The following is a 21,693-nucleotide window of genomic DNA, read 5'->3' on the forward strand; positions in this document are numbered from 1 at the left end:
CTTGGCCCACCAGCTATAGAACTTAAACCTTTGCGCCCGGGATCCCCCGGGAGACCGGGCGCAAAGGCCACCATAATAGGAGAACACTATGCCTACCCCTCCCAAGGGTCCGCGTCTCGGCGGCAGCGCAGCTCACGAGCGTTTGATGCTCGCGAACCTGTCCGCGCAGCTGTTCGAGAACAAGTCCATCACCACCACGCTGACCAAGGCCAAGCGCCTTCGTCCGCACGCAGAACGCCTGATCACCTTCGCTAAGCGCGGAGACCTGGCATCGCGTCGCCGCGTACAGGCAGTCATTGCCTCGCGCAGCCGCACCAACAAGTCGATCGTTCACGAGCTGTTCGAGAACATCGCACCGCTCATGGCCGAGCGCCCGGGTGGCTACACCCGCATCACCAAGATCGGCAACCGCAAGGGCGACAACGCTCCGATGGCTGTCATCGAATTGGTCATGGAGCCGGTTTCCCCGAAGCAGGCCGTTGTGAAGGAAGCCGAAAAGGCTGCCGCAGTGGCTGCTCCGGTTGAAGAGGTCGTTGAGACCGAAGCAACCGAAGCCGCAGAGGTTGTAGAGACCGAAGCCGCAGAGGAGAACAAGGCCTAGTCCTTGTTACCTCGGCAATAGCTGAATCGTTGGCCCGGTGCACTTATCCACGGGGCCAACGCTTTAAGCCCTGAAGACCCCTTGCCTTGATGAGACCGCCCTCGGCGGCACTCGATGGCGGGGGAGGAGCCGCTTCCCGAGAAGGTGGAGCCGGCCACTGAACGAGGACCGTGAGATGAATACTTCCGCCTTTGACACCCAGCACCCCGGCCTCGCGCCTGCCGGAAGCGCCACCGAACCTGCCACCGTGCGCCTGGCCATTCGGATCGGCTATGACGGAACCGCCTACAACGGCTGGGCGCTGCAGCCGGGCCTGCCCACCGTGCAGGGAGTGCTCGAAGATGGCCTCGCCATGCTCATCCGCCGAGACATCCGCACCGTCGTGGCCGGACGCACGGATGCCGGGGTGCATGCCCGGAACCAGATAGCGCATTTCAACCTGACCCCCGCCGAAGTCGCCGGCCTGGCCCGCGGGGCCGACCTCGAACCCGGCCTCGCCCTGCTTCGCAGGCTGCGTGGCCTTCTTGGCCGCGAATCCGGCGCCATCCAGGTCCACGACGTCTGGATCGCTCCGGACGGATTCGACGCACGATTTTCCGCGCTGTGGCGCCGATACTCCTATCGCATCGCCGATGGTCCGGATCGCTTCGATCCGTTGACCCGGGCCTTCACCATGTGGCACAGGTCAGATCTAGATATTGGGCTGATGAACGCGGAGGCCGCGAGCCTGCTCGGACGCCATGACTTCCTGTCCTTCTGCAAGCCTCGTGAGCATGCCACGACGATCCGCACGCTGACGGAATTCGAGTTTGCGCGTGATGCCCAGGGCATCATTGTGGCGCACCTGAAGGCCGACGCGTTTTGCCACAACATGGTCAGGGCCATGATCGGGGCCTGCCTCAAGGTCGGGGACGGGCGAGAGTCCCCGGGCTGGGTGCCGATGCGATTGGAGGAGGCTGTGCGAGATTCACGGATCATGCTGGCCGATCCCCGGGCCCTGGTGCTGGAGGAAATTGCGTATCCGGAAGACGAGCAGGAGATCGCTCGGCGGGCGGAGTCGACCCGCACCCGGCGCAAGCCGCATGAGATCACCACGGATCTGCAGGAAATGCGCTGAACCAACGAGTAGGACAGTCCGCGCAGGGCAATTCGACGGGGGAGTGCCCCGGGTAAGCCGTGGATCCGGTGTTCGGGCGTACCTCGCCCAGGAGCGTGCACGTCAAGGTTTGTCGAGCAGGGTCGTCGCAATCCTTGGTGCCGTGGAACGCCAGGTCTCCCTCAGTCCCGGAAATGGGGCCGATCGCTAATCCGCGATACCCGAATCCACAAGGCCCTTGGCCACAGTGCGGGCCAGCAGCTCATATCCCGCATCGTTGGGGTGGACAAGATCGCCGGTGATGAGTTCGGGCTTGCCGGCAAATGGTTCGCCCAGGTCCAGGTACGTGGCATTCGAATCCGCGGCGGCCAGGCGGATGACTGCCGTTAGCCGGTCCAGCTTGGCCGGGTGTTCCCGGGCATCCCAGATAGGACTCGTGACCACCACCGTCGCCTCCGGCAGCGCCGCTGACAATGATTCAAAAAGTCTTTTCGCGCCGGTCTCTACCTGCTCCACGGTTCTGCGGGTGTCATTGCGCCCACCGGACACGATGACGAGCGTCGGGGCGTAGTCGATGACGCGGGGCAGCACCTCCGCATAGCTGGGGCATTGATCCAAGCCACAGACGCGCATTGCATTTTTGGTCACAGCGGTCGCATACCCGGTCCCGCCGTGCGCGAATGACTTGTAGGAATCCCACCCCAGGCTTGATGCGAGAAGGTCTGGCCATGCCCTGCCGGGTGATGCGCCGACCCCGGCGGTGTAGGAGTCGCCGAGAAATGCCACGACCTGGTCGGCACCGGCAGCTTGCGCCGACGCATCGGCTTGCCTTTTGCCCTCGGTCGCCGTTTCGGTGGTCACCGCGGCGGAGTCGGGCCGCAGGGCCATGAATGCCAGCAGGGCCAAAACCAGGACGAGCAACGCAAGCCCGATGTTTCGTTGGGTTTTTGAAAGAGCGTGTCCGCGCGTTGTCTCAGGCAAGATTCCCCCAGGTAGTCAAGCAATTGCTCGTAGTCTACTTGCCGGGGTTGGGGCCCGCTGATACAACATCCTGAAGGGGCGAGACGGCCTGGGTCGACAAGTGTGGGGATGGCCGCTGCCCCAACGGCGGGGAGGCTACGCCCGCGCAGTGGCGGCGGTGCGAACCTTCCGGATCATGGCCGCGGCATGCCATGCGAAGCCATAGACCGTCAGCGCCACAATCAGCGCGGCGCCCACCCGGAGAATCATGCCCTGCAAGAACAGTTCGGCACTCGCTGCATCCTCGACAATCGGTGTGGCACCCAGGCCCAGGCCCAGGCCGGCGGCCGCCGCGGAAGGAACAACCAAGACCAGCGCCAGCAGCATGGTTCGCACTTTTCTTTCCTTGGATACGGCGACTTTTCCGAAGGTGCCGGAGGTTCGTTGACGGCCGCGGTACCAGAGCGCCAGGATCGCCAATCCGGCGAGGCTGCTCCCGTGCTGCAGGAGCCGAAAGAGGGGAATGCCGACAACGGGTTCTAGGGTCAGGAGGGGGAATTGCTGAACCACCCACCCGGAGGAGTGCGTGAACGAATCCCACACTAGGTGAGTGAGCAGCCCGAGCAGCAAGGAGTGGAACGTCCACAGCACAACATGCGCCTTTGTGGGCGGACGCACCCCGAGTGCGGAGATGTCCGGAAGCCATGATTTGGGGAGAGCCCAGCCCAGAGGCTTTTCCAGGAACGACAGGAAACCGAACAGCACCAAGGCGAGGGGCATGCCGACCGTCAGGATATGGGTGAATTCATGTGAACTGATCCCGTTGAACAGGGCCGCGTACGAACCGCCGTAGGTTGGCGGCACCATCGCAAAGTAGGGGAGGTCCGGGGCCATCGCGCCGGCGACCAGTGCCATCGGCACGACCGGTTGGCGCATGAACGGCAGGACAGCGGCCGCGTGGGCCAGGGTGAAAGGCAATAGCTTCCTCAAAACGATCCGACATGGCCCACAGACGACAAGCATCAGATGCTCATGGGGCCATCTCCAGCGTAGATGGCTCTCGAACGGAATTGCGACGTGAGGATTGTTTCGACCCTTCATCGGGTTCAACAACGCCGGGAAAACCCATCCATTGGCCTCGTGACCGCGTGGGCAGTCGACGGTCAGGTGGTTCCCCGAACACCGGATACCTGGTGCCGACGGACGGGTTCTTGTGCCTTTGCAGTCCCATAAGACGGCCTGTCGGCAGGCTCACCCCCGACGCTTTGGTGGTGTCGGGGTTAATCCGATAGACTATGGGCTGTTGTGCGTGTCCTTTGTTCGACACAACCTTCTCCGCGTGACGGCTCAGTTGCAGAGCCACTGGTCTGCTGGGATTGCGAACATTCATGGACGGCCGGTCTTTTCAGTCCTCACCTGGCGAACTGGTTACAGCGCATCGAACACAGCACACGGACGACGGTGGATCTCACAGCCACTGTTTGGAACTGTGCTTGACCAGTAACCAATAAAACAAAGGCAATTACAGTGCGTACGTTCACTCCAAAGCCGGCTGACCAGACCCGCCAGTGGCACATCATTGATGCTACCGACGTTGTACTTGGTCGCCTCGCCGTCCAGGCCGCAACCCTGCTGCGCGGCAAGCACAAGGCTACCTTCGCCCCCCACATGGACATGGGCGATCACGTCATTATCATCAACGCCGAGAAGGTTGCCCTCACCGGCGCCAAGCTCGAAAACAAGCGCGCCTACCGTCACTCGGGTTTCCCGGGCGGCCTGAAGTCCGTGACCTACGCCGAGCTTCTTGAAAAGAACCCGGTTCAGGCTGTGGAGAAGGCCATCAAGGGCATGCTCCCGAAGAACTCGCTGGCTGCAGATCAGCTGTCCAAGTTGAAGGTCTACCGCGGTGCCGAGCACCCGCACGCTGCACAGCAGCCGCAGACCTTCGAAATCACCCAGGTCGCGCAGTAGCGCTGGGCCCCGAGAACAAGACTTTAGGAGATTATCGTGGCTCAGAACACTGAAGAGATCACTGAATTCGAGGGTGAAGCTCCGACTTCGTACACCTCGGAGACCGTAGCGGTTGAGACCGAAGCAGTCAAGGAACGTCCGGCCCTCACCGTTGCAGGCGCAGCAGTTGGCCGTCGCAAGCAGGCAATTGCCCGCGTGCGCGTCGTTCCGGGCACCGGCAAGTGGACCCTCAACGGTCGCACGCTGGAGAACTACTTCCCGAACAAGCTGCACCAGCAGGATGTCAACGAACCGTTCAAGCTCCTCGAGCTCGACGGCGCCTACGACGTTCTTGCACGCATCCACGGTGGCGGCCCCTCGGGCCAGGCCGGCGCGCTGCGTTTGGGCATTGCTCGCTCGCTGAACGAGATCGACCGCGACAACAACCGTGCGGCCCTCAAGAAGGCCGGCTACTTGACTCGTGACGCCCGCGTCATCGAGCGCAAGAAGGCTGGTCTCAAGAAGGCTCGTAAGGCTTCGCAGTTCTCCAAGCGCTAAATCGCTTGTTCCGGCCCCTTGGGCTGGAAATCGAGGGCCCCACAACCGCAAGGTTGTGGGGCCCTCGCTCGTTAAGCGGGCCATCGGCATGCGAAAAAGAGCCGGCGGTCAGTTCCACGAACTGATCGCTGGCTCTTATCCTGTGATGCAGACCCTCTGTTGGTGTGGTCCTACATACGGGCGTTGGTCCGGTGGGCCAATATGTCGAGCGGTCGACTAGGGCCCAATAGCTTGGTTCGGCAATCCCGTCCCGGAATTGACAGCCCAGTTAATGCGCGGCAGGACCCCTGGTGCCGTGGTGCGGTGGTTCAGATGTAGCCACACCGCGGTCGCCCCCGGGGCGATCGGTTGGGCGGGGCCTTCCACGTCGCCGTGCGGCCGGACGGTCACCGGATCCGGGCCGCTGTTGGTCACGGCGGCCGAATAGGTGAGGGTGTCGCCGGGGTGGATCCCCGGGGAGGGCGGTCCGTAGTTGGCCAGCAGATCCGCCCTGGTGGCGACGAGTTGTGCGGCTGCCTGGCCGACCTCCTTGCCGGCGGCGCCGTAGCCGGCATCTGCCTGCCCGAGCACAAGGTGCGGCTCGGTGAACCTCCAGTGCTGCGGGGGAGCGGGAGTGATCGAGCGCGGCACGATTTCGACCAGCAAGTCCGGGTGGCAGGGCAACGGGCGGGGCCCATGCAGCGTGCCCGCGTCCACTGTGTCCTTGGCGGAGGGTTCGGTGAGGGCAGTGAACGGGAGCCGCGTGAAGACGATCTCCTCGTAGGCGCCGCGCTCAAAGAGCACGCCGATCGAGCCGTCGGGCAATTCGGCAGCCGTGGAGTAGGCGGAGGCACCGGGGCAGAGCACGACGGCCCCGGCCCAGGAGGCGCCGCCGTCAGGGCTGTGCCGCACCACGGTGTTGCGGCGCAGGTGTCGATGCGCGTTGTGGGTGGCCACGAGCCCGCCGCCGGAGTGAGCGATGAGCGAGCCGTTGTCACTGGGGTCCGGCAGTGCCGGGTCCGGGACGGGTCGGGTGAAGCTGGCCCCGCCGTCCACCGAGCGTGCGGCCAGCCGGTGCGGGGTCGCCCGCGAATGCAGCAGCACGCTCCCGTCCGGCAGGGCGGCCACCGAGGATTCGTTGGTGTGGGTGCCGTCGGCTGCCGGCTCCAGCGCATCTCCCAGGGTCCAGCTCTGCCCGTGGTCATCGCTGCGGGCAACCGCCGCGGCGATCCGTCCACCGGGGGAAAGCAGCACCACGCAAGGCTGCAGCAGCCGTCCCTTGTGCGCGCCGGCGGAGACCTGGGTTCCGGCGCCCGAGGCAGCGAAGATTCCGCGGATCCCGGGCCGCTTCAGCTGGCCGGTGATCCTGCGGTGGCTCCAGCTGCGGCCGTCGTCGCGCGAGACCGAGAGGTCCACGTGCTGGGTTTGCGCGGTGCCCTGACGGGATTCGAAGAAGCCCCACTGCGTGGTCGCTGCATGGAAACAGAAGATGGTGCCGGTCTCGCGGTCCACGAGCAGGGAGGGGTCCCCGAAGCCGTGCAGCCCGGTTCCGGTGCGCAGGATCCGCTGTTCCTCCCAGGTGGTTCCGCCATCGGTGCTGCGGCGCAGCACCAGGTCGGAGGGGGAGGGCAGGTCATCGAGCGTGGGCCGGCCGTCGTAGACGGCGAGCAGGGTCCCGGCAGTGGTCACGGCCAGGGCGGGGATCCGGTATTGCCGGTAGCCGCCCGCGCCGCGGGTCGCCAGGACTGTGTGGGGCGGGCTCGCGGGGCCGGTGTTCACGGGGCCAGGGCGTCGAGGAACCAGCCGGTCAGGGTCGCCGGGTGGGTTATGGCGGTGCCGACCACCACCGCATGCGCGCCGGCATCGAGCGCGGCGCGGGCCTGTGCCGGGGTGTGGATGCGGCCCTCGGCGATGACCGGCACGCCCAGGTCCGCGGCGACGATCGCCTCGAGCAGTTCCAGGTCCGGGCCCTGGGTCTTGGGCCGCTCCCCGGTGTAGCCGGCCAGCGTGGTGCCGATCAGGTCGGCCCCGGCGGCGGCTGCGGCGCGCGCATCTGCAAGCGAACCGCAGTCGGCCATCACGGTGGCCGCGGAGCGTTCGCGGATCCCGGCGATGGTCGCAGCCAGGGTGAGCCCGTCGGGGCGGGGCCGCCGGGTGCCGTCCAGGGCGATCACGTGAGCACCGGCCGCGGCGACGGCCAGGGCGTGGTGCAGCGTGGGGGTGATGAACACGCCGTCGTGACCGTCCTTGAACAGCCCGATGACCGGGACCTGCACCGCGGAGCGGGTGGCTGAGATGTCGGCCAGGCCCTGCACTCGCACCGCTTTGGCCCCGCCGATCACGGCGGAGGCGGCGACCTGGGCCATGGTGCGCGGATCGCGCATCGGCTCGCCCGGGTAGGCCTGGGCGGAGACGATCAGCGCGCCCTTCAGGGCGGCGAGGTCGGAAATTGTCAGCAGCACGGGGTCGGATCCTTTTTACGAGGAGGCAAGAGTGGAGTGGGCGGGGGCCAGCAGCAGCGAGGCGGCCCCGGCCAGGGCGGCGTCGGCGCCCAAGCGCGCCGGTTGCGGGGCCAGGGACTTGAGCGGGCCGATCAATTCGGCGGCGAAGGCGGCACGCAGCGGGCCCCACCAGGTTTCTCCCGCCTCGGCCAGGCCGCCGGAGACGATGACGGCCTCGGGGTCCAGCGTGTTGGCAAGCCCGCCCAGGGCCCGCCCTGCAGCGGTGGCTGCGGTGTCGATGGCCGCGGCTGCCAGCACGTCCCCTGCAGCGGCGCGGGCGAACACGGCTCGTGCGTGGGGCACCGAGGTATCGCCACCGCGGCGCAGGTACAGGGCGTGCAGCGATGGCCCGGAGGCGATGGCCTCCAGGTGCCCGATGGCCCCGCACGGGCACCGCAGCCCGACAGCCTCGGCACTGGGCATATGTCCCAGGTGGCCGCCGACCTGTCGGGCCCCGAAGACGGGGACCCCGTGCAGCAGCAGCGAACCCCCGATGCCGGTGCCGAAGGCCGCGAGCAGCACCGAGCCGCACCCGGCCGCAGCCCCCAGCCAGCCCTCGCCCAGGGCGTGGGCATGCACGTCGTTGACCGCGCGCACGCCTTGCGGGTCAATCCCGAGCCGGGCGGCGAGCCCGGCGCGCAGGTCGGTCCCTGCCCAGCCGCTTAGGTGGTCGGTGGCCGAAAGCACCCGGGCGGTGACCGGGTCGATGACCCCGGCGGCGCCGATCCCGACCCCGAGCGCAGGTGTGCCGGTGGCCGAGGCCTGCGCGAGCAGGGGCGCGGCGAGCTCCGCGATGGTGTCCAGCACTGCTTCCGGTCCTGAGGTCGCGGGGGTGGGCGCCGAGTGCCGGGAGTCGATGGTGCCGTCGGCGCCAACCAGGGCGGCGGCGATCTTGGTGCCGCCCAGGTCGATGCCGACGGCGGTTCGAAGTGCTGCCATGGACCTAGAGCAGTCCGGCGGTGGCGAGGATCGCGCGGATTTCGGTGGCCTCGTGGGCATTGAGGGACTCCATGGGCTGGCTCATGGTGTTGGCGCCGATGACCCCGAGTTGCACCAGGGCGGTCTTGAACGCACCGAGTCCTCCGGCTCCGGGGGAGACCCGGGAACCGTCCGGGACATCGACGATGCGGAAGAGTTCGGCGAGCCGGTCCTGTTCCTTGACGGCCGTCTCCCAGTTCCCTGACACGGCCGCGTCGTAGAGCCTCCGGTAGCCTGCGGGGTCCACGTTGGCCAGGCCCGGGACCAGTCCGTCGGCGCCCGAAAGCATTGCCGCGTCGCAGACGACCTCGTGGCCGCTGAACAGGGCGAAGCCCTCCAATCCGCGGGTGAGCAGGCGCAGCTGGCGGAAGGCAATGTCGTTGCCGGAGGAGTCCTTGACCCCGGCGATGGTGCCCTCGTGGGCGAGTTCTGCCAGGAGCTCCGGGGCCAGCTTGAAGTGGGTGCGCACCGGAACGTCGTAGGCGAGGACCGGGACGTCGACCGCAGCGGCCACGGCCCGGAAGTGCCGCTTGACCTCGGTGGCGTCGAAGATCGCGTAGTACGGGGTGGTGATCACCACGGCGTCGGCCCCGCGGACGACGACCTTGCGGGCCTCCTCGATCACCCGGGCGGTGGTCTGTTCGTTGGCGCCCACCAGCAGCGGAACCCGCCCGGCGGTCGCCGAGGCCACGCATGCCAGGACCTCGGCGCGTTCGGCGTCGGTCAGGTAGGGGGTTTCGCCGGAGGAGCCCAGCGGGAACAGGCCGTGCATGCCGCCTGCGACCAGGTGCTCGACCACGGCCTCCAGGCCGGGCAGGTCCAGGGCGCCCGCGGAGGTGCGCGGGGTGATGACGGGCGGGATGACGCCGGTGAATGCGGGGGTGGTGCTCATGATTCCTCCAGGGGAGTTCGGGTGGTTGCCGGGGCATGAAGCAAACTCGGGGCGGCTCCCAGCAGGGTTCGGGTGTAGTCGTTGGTGGGGGTGTCAAAGACCTGGGCGGCGGTGCCCTGCTCCACGATTTGCCCAGCGTTCATCACGCAGATGCGGTCAGCGACGTAGCGGACGGTGGAGATGTCGTGGGAGATGAAGACCAGTCCCAGGTTGAGCTTCGCCTTCAGGTCGGTGAGCAGGTTCAGCACCTGGGCGCGGACCGAGACATCCAGGGCGCTGGTCGGCTCGTCCGCGATCACCAGTTCCGGGTCCAGCGCCAGGGCCCGGGCGATTGCAACGCGCTGGCGCTGCCCGCCGGAGATCTGGGCGGGGGAGACCTCGGCGGCGGATGCAGGCAGGCCGACCAGCTCGAGCAGTTCGTAGACCTTGGCCGAGCGCGAGGCCCGGGTCCCGATCCCGTGCACCAGCAGCGGGTCGGTGAGGATGTCGTGCACCGTCATCCGCGGGTTCAGCGCGGTGGCCGGGTCCTGGAAGATGATCGAGACGGACCGGCCGAATTCCTTGCGGGCGGGCCCGCGGCGGGAGAACGGCTCGCCGTGGAAGAGCACGGTGCCGCTGGTCGGTTCGCGCAGGCCCACCAGCACCGAGGCGAGGGTTGACTTGCCGCAGCCGGATTCCCCGACGATGCCGACGGTCTCCCCGCGGGCGATCGTGAAGTCGACCCCGTTGACCGCCTTGACGATGGTCGGGTGGAAGAGCTTGCCGCCGCGGGCCCGGTGGTGCACGTGCAGGTCCTTTAGTTCCAGGACCGGGGATCCCGGGGTGGCGGCGCCGGTGCGCCCGGCCAGGGCGGTGGTGCTCATGCGTTGGCTCCTTCGGTGCTGGTCAGGGCGGTGCTGGTGGCAGCGGTGGCCCAGTAGTGGTCGGCCGTCCCGATCCTTTCCAGGCCCAGGACGGCTCCCGGGTCGGCGGAGGGGTCCAGCGAGCGGGCGGCGAAGCGGTCCCCGGCGGCGAAGTCGCGGGGGCTGGGCACCGACCCGGGGATCTGGTGCAGGCGCTCGGCCCCGGATTCGATGGAAAGCACTGCCCCGAGCAGCCCGCGGGTGTATTCGTGCCGCGGGTCCGCCAGGAGCTCGGCGGTGGCGCCGGATTCGACGACCTGCCCTGCATACATCACGGTGGTGCGGTGCGCCAGCGAGGCGACCAGGGCCAGGTCGTGGCTGACGAAGACCATCGCGAAGCCGAGCTGTTCGCGCAGCTCGTTGAGCAGGTCAACGACCTGCGCCTGCACCGTGACATCCAGCGCGGTGGTCGGCTCGTCGGCGACCACGAGCTTGGGGGAGCGGGAGAGCGCCATGGCGATGAGCACGCGCTGGCGCTGCCCACCGGAAAGCTCGTGCGGGTAGGAGCGCAGCGTCCTGCGCGGGTCCAGCTTGACCAGCTTGAGCAGTTCCTCCGGGCTCATCCTGCCGTTGCGCCGGGTCAGCTGCTCCATTTGTTCGCGGATCAGCATCGAGGGGTTCAGCGAGGACAGGGCGTCCTGGTAGACCATCGCGATCTGTTCCCCGCGCAGCCCCTTGAAGAGCTTTTCGCGGGTGGTTTCGCGGTTGTCGGGGCCCACGAGTTCGCGGCCCTCGAAGCGGATCGAGCCGGTGACCTCGGCGTTGGGGGCCAGCAGGCCCATGATGGCCAGCGAGGTGATCGACTTGCCGCAACCGGATTCGCCGACCAGTCCCATGGTTTCGCCCTCGTTGACGGTGAAGGAGACGTTGTCCACGATTCTGGTGTCGCCGTAGCGGTCGGGGAAGCGGATGGTCAGGTCCCGCACCTGAAGGATGGGACGAGCCGCGGCCTCCGGGCGCAGCCTGTCGGTGCGGCCAAGCTCGGTGGAGCGCAGCCGTTCAAGCTGGGCGGCGAGCAGCGGCGGGGTCGCCGCGTCGGGCGGAGCCGGCAATTGGGCCGCGTCGGCAGCAGCGCCGGACTCGGCGCGCAGCACGGCGGCTGCGGTGTTGTCCTTCTCGGTGATCTTCGCCGGCTTGCGCAGCCGCGGGTTCACCATGGCGTCGGTGAGGCCCTCGGCGAGCACGTTCAGGCAGAGCACGGTGAGCAGGATCAGCAGGCCTGCATAGGTGGTGGCCCACCAGGCGCCGTTGAGCACCAGGGTGCGCCCGTAGGAGATGACGTTGCCCCAGCTGGGGGCCGGGTCCTGGACGCCGGCGCCGAGGAAGGAGAGCGAGGCCTCGAAGATGATCGCGTCGGCGACCATCACGGTGGCGAAGACCAGCACAGGGGCGGCGGTGTTGCGCAGCACGTGGCGGGTAAGGATGTGCAGCCGGCCCGCTCCGAGCACCTGCTCGGCGCGCACGTAGTCCTCGCCCCACTGGGACATCACGTTGGCGCGGACCACGCGGGCCAGCTGCGGGATGTAGATGACGGCGATCGCGATGATGATCACCGGGACGGAGTTGCCCAGGGTTGCAAGCAGCACCGCGGCGAGCGCGATGCCGGGGAAGGCCATGATGATGTCCATGATGCGCATGACGGTTTCGCTGACCCACTTCGAGGCGGTCGCGGCGAGCGCGCCGAGCACCGCTCCGACGGCGATGGCCAGCGCCACGGCGCCCAGGCCGATGAGCAGCGAGGAGCGCGCGCCGAAGAGCAGGCGCGAGTAGATGTCCCGGCCGAGGCGATCGGTGCCGAAGGGGTTGGCGGCGCTGGGCGCCTGGGCGGGGATGCCGGTGGCCAGCGGGTCGTGCGGGGCCAGCCAGGGGGCGAAGATCGCGGCGAGGCCGACGATGGCCAGGAAGAGCAGGGCGGCCTTGGAGCCCAACGGGAGGGCCTTGAAGGCCAGGCCGGGGCGGCTGAGGCGGTCAGCGAGTCCATACCGCATGGTCATACCGTCCTAATCCGGGGGTTGATGAGCAGGTAGAGCAGGTCCACGGCGATGTTCACCAGGACAAAGGTGATGGCGATGGTCAGGGTGACGCCCTGGACCAGGGAGACATCGTTGTTGGTGATGCCGTTGAGGATGAGCTGGCCCATGCCGGGCAGCGAGAAGATCATCTCGATGACCACCGCGCCTCCGAGCAGGTAGCCGATGCGCAGGCCCAGCACGGTGACCGGGGTGATCAGCGCGTTGCGCAGCACGTTGCGGCGGATGACCTCGTGGCGCGGGACCCCGTTGCCGATGGCGGTGCGGACGTAGTCCTTGTCCATCTCCTCCACCATCGAGGTGCGCACCACGCGGATCAGCGAGGCGCAGACGGGGATGGCCAGGGCCAGGGCGGGCAGTGCGAGGGAGCGGAAGTAGCCGGCCGGGTCCTGGCTGAACGGGACGAAGCCGCCGGAGGGGAAGGTGCCGGTGCCCAGGGCCAGCCACTGGATCAGCAGGATGCCGAGCCAGAAGGAGGGGGTCGCCACGGCGGCGATGGAGAGCACGCGGATGCCGGCATCGGGCCAGCGGTCGCGGTAGAGCGCCGCGGTGACGCCCAGCAGCAGGGAGAGCACCACGGCGATGGCCACGCCGAAGAAGGTCAGCTGCAGGGTCAGCGGGAACGCGCCGGCAATGATGCCGGAAATCGGTTGGGCCGGCGGGGTGGTCTTGCCGAAGTCGAGCACCAGCAGCCGGGCCAGGAAGGAGATGTACTGCGCGATCACCGGCTTGTCGAGGCCGCGTTCGGCGCGGTAGGCGGCCTTGGCCTCTTCGCTGGCGCCCTCGCCGAGCGCGGTGGTGGCCTGGTCGCCGGGGGAGAACTGCAGGACCAGGAAGACCAGCAGCGTCACGCCCAGGATCATCAGTGGCAGTGCCGCCAGGCGTCGGCCCAGCAGGCGGAGGATGTTGCCCACGTCTATGGTGCTCCTCGGAATCGGGGATGTGCGGGGGGGTGGAGGGGGGAAAAGGATGGCGCGCCGCCGACGAAGGGGGAGTCGGCGGCGCGCCGGCATTCTTGCTAGGCGTGCCCGACGTCCACGAAGGAGAGCCCGGTGGTCGGCAGCGGGCGGAAGCCCGTCAGCGAGTCGGGGTTCCAGGCGGTCGGGAGCATGCGGTGCAGGATCGGGTAGAGCGGTGCCTGCTCGGCGACCAGATCGATGACCTGGTTCCAGACCTTTTGTGCTGCAACCGGGTCGGCGGCGCGCACGGCGGCGTCGAGCTGCTTCTGCACGAGCGCGTTCTCCTTGGTCTGGCTCCAGCGGAAGCGGTCCTGCGGCCACACGGTGCCGCGGTACCACCAGGAAAGCAGCAGGTCCAGGTCGTTGCCGAAGACCGAGGGGTCACCCGGGGCCGCGACGACGCGGAACGTGCCCGAGTCCACGTGGTCCGGGTACAGGGCGCCCGACTGCATGGACTTGAGTGTGACCTTGACCCCGGGCAACTTGTTCCAGGACTCGATGATCACCGGGGCCGCGTCCTTGACCCAGGAAGTGTCGGTGGTCAGCAGCTCGAAGGAGAGCTCGGTGACCCCTGCCTCCTTCAGCAGCGCGGCGGCCTTTTCCGGGTCGTAGCCATAGACGGTGGAGGCGCGGTGGTAGCCCGGGTGGTTTTCCTGCACGAAGGAACTTGCGGCAGTCGCGTTGCCCAGCAAGGCCCTGTCGATGACTGTCTGGGTGTCCAGTCCGTAGTGCAATGCCTGGCGGACCAGGTGGTTGTCGAAGGGCTTCTCGGCGCAGTTGAACATCAGGAAGAGCAGGCCGAAGGACTGCACTGACTCGACGGTGGCATTGGCCTTGAGCCGCTCGACGTCCAGGTAGGGAACATCCTCGATGGCCTGGACACGGCCGGATTCCACGGCGGTGACGCGGGCCGCGGCATCCGAGAGCAGGAACCAGGTCATGCCCGGGGCCTTGGCTGCCATCGGGCCGTTGTACGCCTCGAACTTCTCGAAGACGATCTTGTCGTCCTTGACCGCGGAGATGAACTTGTAGGGTCCGGTGCCCACCGGGGCGGCGTCGAAGCCGGCCTGGTTGGCCGAGGCAAGTTTCTTCGGGACGATCTTGACGATGGAAATGCGCTCGGCAAAGAGCGGGAAGGCGTACTTGAGCTTGAAGACGATCGTGTCGGTGCCCTTGGCGGTGACCTTGTCGATGAAGGGGATGAACTGGGCGAAGAGCGAGGCGTTCTTTTCATCGAGCACGCGCTCGAAGGAGTAGACGACATCCTCGACGGTTACCGGGTCCCCGTTGTGGAAGGTGGCCCCGGCGCGCAGCTTGATCTCGTAGCCCGTGTCGCCGACCTTGACCGGTTCCGCCGCGGCCAGTGCCAGGTAGCGTTCGCGGGTGGCAGGGTGCAGTTCGGTCAGGCCCTCGAAGATGTGCAGGTTCGCTGCCATCGGGGTGGCCCCGGAGGAAGTCATCGGGTCGAACCCGGTGGAGAGCGCGTAGGACATGCCGGCCTCGATCGGCTTGGTCCCGGCAGCCCCGGTGGTCGCGGTGCCGGTGGCGCCGGACGGTCCGCAGGCCGAAAGGGTCGCGGCGAAGGCACCGGCGACGCCCATGGCGCCTGCAATCTTGAGGAAATTGCGGCGGGAGCTGGCCATGTTCAGAACTTCGTTGTGTAGCGTCATGGTGGGTCACCTCGGGTGGGATGGAAACGGTTATCGGATGTAGGATGTCCTATGCCTGAAGTACAATGTATGCGAAGTCACATTGAACGTCAACTGTGGCCCCGCAATCGGCGGGACCTGCAGGCAAGAAGCGGCAGAAGAAAGGGAAACCGATGAGCACAGCACAGCCATCCGCCCGGCGGGTCAGGGCCAACGCGTCCGACCGGCTGCAGGCCCTGCAGCAGGAAATCATGGAGCTGATCCTCGAGCGCGGGCTCGTGCCGGGGGACCCGCTGCCCACCGAGCATGAACTCGTCGAGGAGCTCGGCGTGGGCAGGAACACCGTGCGCGAATCGCTCAAGGTCCTCCAGGCCCTGGGCATCGTGGACGTGCGCCACGGCTACGGCATGTTCGTGGCCACCAAGCAGCTCGGCGCGCTCGCCGCGACCCTCGAATTCCACTCCCGGCTCTCGCTGCGCACTTCCGGCCACGAGGCCCTCGAGCTCGTCGAGGTCCGCCAGGCGCTCGAGGCGGGGCTGATCGGCGCGGCCATCGACGCGATGACGGCGCCCGCCCTGGAACGCGTCCGCGCCGCGGTGGAGGACATGGAGGCCCGGGCCGAGGCCGGCCAGCCGCTGAGCGAGGCCGACGAGCAGTTCCACCGCGGACTGTTCGAGCCGCTGGAGAACGGGATGCTCACCAACCTGCTGGGGGTCTTTTGGTCCGCCTATTCCAAGCTGCACGAGCAAATGGACCCCACCGACGACCTGCTCGTTGAAACCGCCCGCAACCACCGGGACATCTACGAGGCAGTGGCCGCGGGCGACAAGGTCACCTCTGCGCGCCTGATGGCCGGGCACTTTGACGGGATCCGCGGGCTGATCCGCACCACCGTGGCAGGCTGAATGCCCCCGAGTCCCGGCCGGTGGCCCGGAGCTGTATCGGGGCCAAGGCGGGGAGGCGGATCAGAGACGCGCGAAGACCCGCCGCAGCGATCCGTCGGGACAGAGCAGCACGGGTGCCGGCGCGCCGGGCTCCAGTAGACCCGCGCCATGGCCCAAGCCCAGCGCCCGGGCCGGGACAATCGTCGCGGCCTTCACCGCCTCGTCCAACGGGACCCCGGCGGCCACCGCCCGGCGCACCGCGGCGTCCATCGTCAGTGTGCTGCCGGCGATCGAACCGCCCGCGGCGAGCCTGGCCACCGAATCGCGAACCTCCACGGCGAGTTCGCCCAGCTGGTAGGTCCCGTCACCGAAGCCCGCGGCGGCCATCGCGTCGGTCACCAGGGCCACCCGTCCCGGTGCCTGGGTGAAGAGCAGCCGGATGAGCGGGTCGTGGACGTGCACGCCGTCCGCGATGAGTTCCAGGACCACCCGCCCGTCGTCCAGGGCCGCTGCCACCGGGCCGGGGTTGCGGTGGTGCAGCCCGGGCATGGCGTTGAAGGTGTGGGTGAGCAGCGAGGCCCCGGCGTCGAAGGCCGCCCGGGTGGTGGCGTAGTCGGCCTCGGTGTGCCCAACGGCCACCTTGACGCCGTTTTCGACCAGGAAGCGCGTGGCGGCAAGTCCCGCATCCATTTCCGGGGCGAGGGTCACCTGCACGATGGCGCCGCCTCCGGCCTCCAGCAGGGGTTCGAGCACCGCCACCGAAGGCGCGAGCAGGTGATCCGGGTGGTGGGCACCGCGTTGCCCGGGGGAAAGGCACGGGCCTTCCAGGTGGATGCCGGCGATCCTGCCGTCCGCGGTGGCAGCACCGAGGCGGGCCACCGCTTGACGCAGCGCGGGCAGGGGATTGGTCACCAGCGAGGCGACGAGGGTTCCGGTGCCGTGGGCGCGGTGCGTGGAGCGGACGGTGTCCAGCCCGTCGGCGTCCTCGAAGGCGGAACCGCCGCCGCCGTGGCAATGGATGTCAACGAAGGCAGGGGCCAACAGGTCCCCGCCGGCGTCCACGACCTCGGTTCCCGGGGAGACCCGCCGGGTCCAGCGCTCGCCGGTGCCCAGTTCCACCAGGGCTCCGTCCTGAAGAAGTGCCCATCCGGACGGATCGGAGGAAGTAACAGAGGTGCGCCCGGCGAGCCGTGCGGAATGGATGAGGATGCGGTTCATGGGTGCTCCGGTTCGAGGACGGGGTCAGCAGGTGGTGGCGAGCAGGCTTAGGCAGGAGCCCGCTCGACGGTGGTTTCGTAGCCGTACCTGTCACCGCGGTAGAGCGTCTCGGTGGCCTCGACTGCCTGCCCGCGATCGGTAAAGCCGACCCGGTCCACCCGCAGGGCCGCGGCACCCACGGGCTGGTCGAGCAGGTGCGCCTCGGGGGCCGTGAGATTGACGGCGGTGATCATCTGGCCGGCCCGCACGATGCGTTGGCCGTGTTCGGCTAGCTGCGCATCGAGCGAGCCGGCCGGGTCGGGCAGGTCGTCGCCGAAGAGGCCGGACAGCAGCCGCGCGGTTTCCAACGCCATGGGCAGTCCGTCGGCGAGCCGCAGCCTGCGCAGCAACAGCACGCCGGAGCCCTCGGCCACGCCCAGGGCGCGGGCCGTGTCGGCGGGGCACGGCTCGATCCTGCAGTCCAGCGTGCGGGAGGAGGCCTTGAATCCGCGCTCGGCCATGTCCTGGCTGAAACCGGTGAGCCGGGTGCCCTTGCGGATCTGTGCGGGATCCGCGACGTAGGTGCCCGACCCCTGCACGTTGTAGACAAGCCCGGCGGCCGCCAACCGGGCGATGGCCCGCCGCACGGTGTCGCGGCTGACCGCGAAGCTCGCCTGCAGCTCCCTTTCGGTCGGCAACGGCTCGCCGACAGTAAGGGTTGTGCGGATCTGCTCGGCCAGGGCATCGGCCAAGGCCACGTACTTGGGCGATCCGGTCCGGACCAATTCGAGTGGTGTCTCCATAAATCCGAGTATAGAGAAAATTCTTTGGATATTGGTACGGACAAATATCTTTTTCATGGGTACGCTGGGCAGGTGGAAATCATCGTGCTCTCAGACCCGGCGGCCGTGGGCCGCCACGCCGCCCGCCTCATCGCCGACACCCTGGCCAGGCGGCGGGACCCCGTGCTGGGCGTGGCCACCGGCTCCAGCCCGCTGGGCACCTATGCCGCGCTGGCCGCCCTGGCGCGCGAGGGTCTTGACCTCTCGCGAACCACCGCCTTTGCCCTGGATGAGTACGTGGGGCTGGATCCCTCACACCCCGAGGCGTACCACTCCGTCATCGACCGCGAGGTCACGCTCCCGCTGGGACTGGACCCGCGCAAGGTCCACGTCCCGCACGGCGCGGCCGCCGACCTGTCCGCGGCCTGTGCCGAGTACGAGGCGGCGATCGAGGCGGCCGGCGGCATCGACGTGCAGCTGCTGGGGATCGGCGCCAACGGGCACATTGGCTTCAATGAGCCCGGCTCGTCGCTGGGTAGCCGCACCCGCGTCAAGACCCTGGCCCCGCGCACGCGGCGAGACAACGCGCGGTTCTTCGGGGGAGACGTCGAGGCCGTCCCGGTGCACTGCCTGACGCAGGGCATCGGCACCATCCTGCGTGCCCGCTCGGTGTTGCTGGTGGCGACCGGCGAGGCCAAGGCGGCCGCGGTGGCGGCCATGGCCGAGGGGCCGCTGGGCGCCTTCTGCCCCGCGAGCGCGCTGCAGCTCCATGAGCGCGCGACGGTGGTGCTCGACGAGGCGGCCGCCTCGAAATTGGTGGACCGCGAATACTACGACTTTGCCCGCGACCACGCGCCCGAGGCGGCCCCCGGCCTCGACTGAGATGACGGGCGGCGCTTGACAGTTGTGGCCGAAGTCACGTATCCATAGGTCGGATGTCCTACCTCTTTGCTCGACCTCACCGACCCTCCCAAGCCGGAAAGGCACTTCCCAAGAGATGACCGATCACCCGAAACCCCGACTTTCACGCGCGGCCCGCCCCCTGGCCACCGCGGCGCTCCTGGCCCTGTTGGCCCCCGTCGCCCTGGCCGGTTCGGCGGGCGCGGCCCTGCCGGTCCCCGGCACCGACCCGTTCGCCGCCCCGGGCACCTACACCGAGGCGAACCTCGCCGCCGACCGCACCGCAGAGAATTACTTCTACCGCATTCCCGCCCTCGCCCACCTGGGCAACGGCGTGGTGCTCGCCTCCTGGGACGCCCGCCCCAATTCCGCCGCCGACGCCCCCAATGCCAACAGCATCGTGATGCGCCGCAGCACCGACAACGGCAAGACCTTCGGGGAGATGACCACCATTGCCGCCGGCCACCTGGGCGACGCGCAAACCCCCAAGTACGGCTACAGCGACCCCAGCTTCGTAGTCGATGCGCAAACCAACACCGTCTTTGCCTTCTTTGTCTATTCCAAGGACCAGGGCTTCCACGGCAGCACCTTCGGCAACGACGACGCCGACCGCAACGTCATCAGCGCCGCGGTGGTCTCCTCGGATGACGGCGGGGTGAGCTGGAGCGAACCGCGCCTGATCACCGACGTGGCCAAGCCCGGCGCCGACGCCACGCCGGAACCGGGCGACGTGAAGACCACGTTCGCCACCTCCGGGGCCGGCATCCAGCTGCGCTACGGGGCCCACGCCGGGCGGCTGGTGCAGCAGTACGCCGGCCGGGTCCTGCAGGCCGATGGCAGCACGCCGATCCAGGCCTACTCGATCTACTCGGACGACCACGGCCAAAGCTGGCAACGCGGGGAATTCACCGGCACCGGGATGGACGAGAACAAGGTCGTGGAGCTCTCCGACGGCCGGGTGATGCTCAACTCCCGCGACTCGAACAACGGGGGCTTCCGCAAGGTGGCCATCTCCACCGACGGCGGACACAGTTATTCGCCGGTTCAGACCGACACCGAGCTCGTGGACCCGACCAACAACGCCCACGTGACCCGGATGCACCCCGAGGCGCCCGAGGGCAGCGCGGAGGCGAAGATGCTTCTTTACACCGGGGCCAACCACCCCACCGAGCGGCGGAACGTCTCGGCCCGGGTCTCCTGCGACGACGGGGAGAGCTGGCCCGGGCTGCGCACCATCCGCTCCGGCTTTTCCGCCTACTCGGTGGCCACCGCCCTGGACAACGGGCTCTACGGGGTCTTCTACGAGGGCAGCTACACCAACGACCTGCCCTTTGCCACCTTCGACCAAGACTGGCTCAACGTCGCCTGCGCCCCGCTGTCCGCCGCGCCGCTGGCACTGGACGCCGGCGGCAGTGCCGAGGCAACCGTGCGCATCGCCAACCAGGAGGCCACCGCGCTCTCGGGCACGCTGACGCTCACTGGCCCGGACGGGTGGGACCTGGGCACCGCCGAACTCGCCTCGCTGGCCGCCGGCGCCGAAACCACCCTCCGCCTCCCGGTCACCGCCCCGGCGACGGCCAACGGGACCGTGAAGCTCCAGGCCCGCTTCACCGCCGCCGACGGCCGCACCTCGCACGGCACGCTGGCCGTCGCGGTCACGGGGCAGGAAATCATCTCGCTCGAGGTCTCGGGCAAGCGCGCCGACGGGGTCCGCGACCTCGCCGCGTCCCCCTACGCGGCGGGGGAGAAGCTCCCCTACACCTTCCACGTCGCCAACACCGGCAACATGACCACCTGGGTGGTGCCGACCGAAGGCAACTTCGCCCCGCTGGTTGCCGCGCCGGTGGGCCAGAGCAGCCCGGCGGGCAACTGCCGCTACTCGGCGCTCGCCGCCGGCGCTTCCTACGACTGCGCCACGCCGCGGCACACGGTGACGGAGGCGGAAGTGGCCGACGGCTTCTTCGTCCCCGCCAGCACCTGGACCGCCGGGCGGATCCCTGACTACGCCACGGTCGTGAAGAAGTATTCCGTCGAAGGCGGCGAGGTCGACCTGCTGGTGCGCGCCCCCGGCCTGGCGGCAAGTGCCTCTGCGGGAACCTTCACCGATGAGGACGGGAACGGCCACGCCTCCGCAGGGGACACGGTGAGGCACCCCGCGGTCCTGTCCAACACCGGAAACGTCCGGTTGACCGGGATCCGCGCCGGGGACCAGGCGCTCGCCGGGGAACTCGCCCCCGGGGCCATCCTGGAGACCGCGCTCGTCCACGAGCTCACGGCGCAGGAGGCTCTCAGCGGCGAACTGGCCGAACGCACCGTGCAACTGGCGGCGGCCAATGGCACCAGGCAGGCCACTGCGCAGCTCGCGCTGGGCCCGGTGCACCTGCCCCTGGACCCCGCGGCCTGGGAACCCACCGACGTGGAAACCCGGGCCCCGGCCACCAGCAGACTGTCCCTGGCACCCGAGGCCGGCGCCGCGCGCTGGGACGGGGACTTCTCCGTGGTGATGGAGCTGCCGCGCGGGACCAATGCAAGTGTCTTCCGTCTCTTTGAGGACGGCCGACTGATCCACGGACAGCAGCTGAAGGCCGACAGCCCGAGCGCGCAACGCGCCGTGGTCAGGCTCACCGGCCGGGCGGACGGAAGCCGCCGATACACCGCCGAGCTCCAGAACGCGGCGGGCACCTCCGCATCCCTTCCGCTGCGGGTCACGGTGGATTCCGGGCGGACCGGCTAGGCCCGGTTCCCCGGGAACGGGACCGGGTGCGGGGGTCCCGCGGCAATCGAGTCGCGGGGGCCCCCCCCCCGGCCCGGGGCGGGCCGTGGTGCGGGCCGGTGGCCCGGCCCGGGGCGCGGGGCCCACCCAGGGGGGCCCCGG

19 protein-coding genes are annotated in these 21,693 nt (G+C 68.6%); 7 read left to right on the top strand and 12 right to left on the bottom strand.

Annotated elements, in window-relative coordinates; genetic code table 11:
* Positions 1-88 precede the first annotated feature (88 nt).
* Complete coding sequence (gene rplQ / locus ACLQ7E_RS10295) at positions 89-601, top strand: 50S ribosomal protein L17 (protein WP_217389438.1); 513 nt, start codon at positions 89-91, stop codon at positions 599-601.
* A gap of 175 nt (positions 602-776) precedes the next feature.
* Positions 777-1,718 (top strand): tRNA pseudouridine(38-40) synthase TruA, encoded by a 942-nt coding sequence (truA, locus tag ACLQ7E_RS10300; protein ID WP_411732480.1) that lies wholly within the window; start codon positions 777-779, stop codon positions 1,716-1,718.
* A 186-nt stretch (positions 1,719-1,904) separates the two neighbouring features.
* Here the strand turns inward: truA and ACLQ7E_RS10305 are convergent, their stop codons facing one another.
* Both ACLQ7E_RS10305 and ACLQ7E_RS10310 read right to left on the bottom strand, forming a co-directional pair.
* On the bottom strand, positions 1,905-2,678 hold the full coding sequence (locus ACLQ7E_RS10305; RefSeq protein ID WP_411732481.1) for an SGNH/GDSL hydrolase family protein: 774 nt from the start codon (positions 2,676-2,678) through the stop codon (positions 1,905-1,907).
* A gap of 135 nt (positions 2,679-2,813) precedes the next feature.
* Positions 2,814-3,758, bottom strand: coding sequence for a DUF4184 family protein (locus ACLQ7E_RS10310; RefSeq protein ID WP_411732496.1), 945 nt, complete (start codon positions 3,756-3,758; stop codon positions 2,814-2,816).
* Between the two features lie 426 nt (positions 3,759-4,184).
* Between ACLQ7E_RS10310 and rplM the strand changes: the two genes are divergently transcribed.
* Together rplM and rpsI are read left to right on the top strand one after the other, a co-directional pair.
* Positions 4,185-4,628, top strand: coding sequence for a 50S ribosomal protein L13 (gene rplM, locus ACLQ7E_RS10315; protein ID WP_071212959.1), 444 nt, complete (start codon positions 4,185-4,187; stop codon positions 4,626-4,628).
* 36 nt (positions 4,629-4,664) lie between these two features.
* On the top strand, positions 4,665-5,165 hold the full coding sequence (gene rpsI / locus ACLQ7E_RS10320) for a 30S ribosomal protein S9 (protein ID WP_411732482.1): 501 nt from the start codon (positions 4,665-4,667) through the stop codon (positions 5,163-5,165).
* A gap of 216 nt (positions 5,166-5,381) precedes the next feature.
* On the opposite strand, the gene ACLQ7E_RS10325 is transcribed toward rpsI, so the two are convergent.
* The 8 genes from ACLQ7E_RS10325 to ACLQ7E_RS10360 form a co-directional block, all read right to left on the bottom strand.
* Complete coding sequence (locus ACLQ7E_RS10325; RefSeq protein WP_411732483.1) at positions 5,382-6,923, bottom strand: exo-alpha-sialidase; 1,542 nt, start codon at positions 6,921-6,923, stop codon at positions 5,382-5,384.
* A complete protein-coding gene (locus tag ACLQ7E_RS10330; RefSeq protein ID WP_411732497.1) occupies positions 6,920-7,603 on the bottom strand; it encodes an N-acetylmannosamine-6-phosphate 2-epimerase in 684 nt (227 codons plus the stop codon). The genes ACLQ7E_RS10325 and ACLQ7E_RS10330 overlap by 4 nt, the downstream gene beginning before the upstream one ends.
* 18 nt (positions 7,604-7,621) lie before the next feature.
* Positions 7,622-8,584, bottom strand: coding sequence for an ROK family protein (locus tag ACLQ7E_RS10335; protein ID WP_411732484.1), 963 nt, complete (start codon positions 8,582-8,584; stop codon positions 7,622-7,624).
* 4 nt (positions 8,585-8,588) lie between these two features.
* Positions 8,589-9,515, bottom strand: coding sequence for a dihydrodipicolinate synthase family protein (locus ACLQ7E_RS10340; protein ID WP_411732485.1), 927 nt, complete (start codon positions 9,513-9,515; stop codon positions 8,589-8,591).
* Complete coding sequence (locus ACLQ7E_RS10345) at positions 9,512-10,378, bottom strand: ABC transporter ATP-binding protein (RefSeq protein ID WP_411732486.1); 867 nt, start codon at positions 10,376-10,378, stop codon at positions 9,512-9,514. Before ACLQ7E_RS10345 ends, ACLQ7E_RS10340 begins: the two co-directional genes overlap by 4 nt.
* Positions 10,375-12,405: a dipeptide/oligopeptide/nickel ABC transporter permease/ATP-binding protein gene (locus ACLQ7E_RS10350; protein ID WP_411732498.1), complete on the bottom strand. Its 2,031-nt coding sequence runs from the start codon at positions 12,403-12,405 to the stop codon at positions 10,375-10,377. The genes ACLQ7E_RS10345 and ACLQ7E_RS10350 overlap by 4 nt, the downstream gene beginning before the upstream one ends.
* Before the next feature lie 2 nt (positions 12,406-12,407).
* On the bottom strand, positions 12,408-13,361 hold the full coding sequence (locus ACLQ7E_RS10355) for an ABC transporter permease (RefSeq protein ID WP_411732487.1): 954 nt from the start codon (positions 13,359-13,361) through the stop codon (positions 12,408-12,410).
* A gap of 104 nt (positions 13,362-13,465) precedes the next feature.
* The gene (locus ACLQ7E_RS10360) at positions 13,466-15,076 is read right to left on the bottom strand and encodes an ABC transporter substrate-binding protein (RefSeq protein ID WP_411732488.1); all 1,611 of its coding nucleotides are present in this window, start codon (positions 15,074-15,076) and stop codon (positions 13,466-13,468) included.
* 152 nt (positions 15,077-15,228) lie between these two features.
* Between ACLQ7E_RS10360 and ACLQ7E_RS10365 the strand changes: the two genes are divergently transcribed.
* Positions 15,229-15,960, top strand: coding sequence for a FadR/GntR family transcriptional regulator (locus ACLQ7E_RS10365; protein ID WP_411732489.1), 732 nt, complete (start codon positions 15,229-15,231; stop codon positions 15,958-15,960).
* A gap of 60 nt (positions 15,961-16,020) precedes the next feature.
* On the opposite strand, the gene nagA is transcribed toward ACLQ7E_RS10365, so the two are convergent.
* Positions 16,021-17,157, bottom strand: a complete 1,137-nt coding sequence (gene nagA / locus ACLQ7E_RS10370; RefSeq protein WP_411732490.1) for an N-acetylglucosamine-6-phosphate deacetylase — start codon at positions 17,155-17,157, stop codon at positions 16,021-16,023.
* A 47-nt stretch (positions 17,158-17,204) separates the two neighbouring features.
* Complete coding sequence (locus ACLQ7E_RS10375) at positions 17,205-17,939, bottom strand: GntR family transcriptional regulator (protein WP_411732491.1); 735 nt, start codon at positions 17,937-17,939, stop codon at positions 17,205-17,207.
* Positions 17,940-18,011: 72 nt separating this feature from the next.
* On the opposite strand from ACLQ7E_RS10375, the gene nagB reads away from it, so the two are divergent.
* Complete coding sequence (nagB, locus tag ACLQ7E_RS10380; protein ID WP_411732492.1) at positions 18,012-18,800, top strand: glucosamine-6-phosphate deaminase; 789 nt, start codon at positions 18,012-18,014, stop codon at positions 18,798-18,800.
* 115 nt (positions 18,801-18,915) lie between these two features.
* The gene (locus ACLQ7E_RS10385) at positions 18,916-21,552 is read left to right on the top strand and encodes an exo-alpha-sialidase (RefSeq protein ID WP_411732493.1); all 2,637 of its coding nucleotides are present in this window, start codon (positions 18,916-18,918) and stop codon (positions 21,550-21,552) included.
* The last annotated feature ends 141 nt before the right edge of the window (positions 21,553-21,693 follow it).

Origin of the sequence: Paeniglutamicibacter sp. (assembly GCF_046714615.1) — a bacterium.
Taxonomy (GTDB): Bacteria; Actinomycetota; Actinomycetes; order Actinomycetales; family Micrococcaceae; genus Paeniglutamicibacter.